This is a genomic window from Calidithermus terrae, from assembly GCF_003574345.1.
Taxonomy (GTDB): Bacteria; Deinococcota; Deinococci; order Deinococcales; family Thermaceae; genus Calidithermus; species Calidithermus chliarophilus.
Window position 1 is genome coordinate 1 of sequence record NZ_QXDL01000457.1, and the last position, 519, is coordinate 519.

Annotated in this window: 1 pseudogene; it reads left to right on the forward strand. The window is 70.3% G+C overall.

Annotated features, from left to right (window positions below):
- Positions 1-519: pseudogene (locus Mterra_RS21560) on the forward strand (tRNA (guanine-N7)-methyltransferase); the annotation flags it as partial.

A 519-nucleotide genomic window follows, 5' to 3' on the forward strand; every position in this document is an offset into this window, starting at 1 on the left:
CAACGCTCCTTCTTCCGCCGCCTCTCCACCCGGCTCGCGGAGGGCGGCGCCCTGCTCCTCACCACCGACCACGAGGAATACTGGCGGTTCGCCCAGGCCGAGGCCCGCGCCAGCGGCCTCTTCGCGGTCGAAACCCCGCCCCCGCCCGAACACCACCTGCAGACCAAGTACGCCCTGAAGTGGAAGGAGCAGGGCCGCGGCTTCTACCACGCGGTCTTCACCAAGACCGGCGAAGACCCCCAGCCCTGGCCCGTGCTCGAGAGGTTTGAGATGGCCCACGCCCTGATGAGCGGCACCCTGCCCGAACTCACGTCCTTCGACAAGCAGATCATCCGCTTCGACGGCGGCACCGCCGTGCTGCTCGAGGCCGCCCGCGACCTCGGCGGCGGCTACTTCTTCCTCACCCACGTCGAGGAGGAAGACCTCACCCAGGACGTCCTGCTCGAGGCCCGCCCCAGCGCCCGCGGCCTCTACGTCGGCATCAGCCGCTTCGGCGCCCCCCTGGTCACGAAGGGGGTC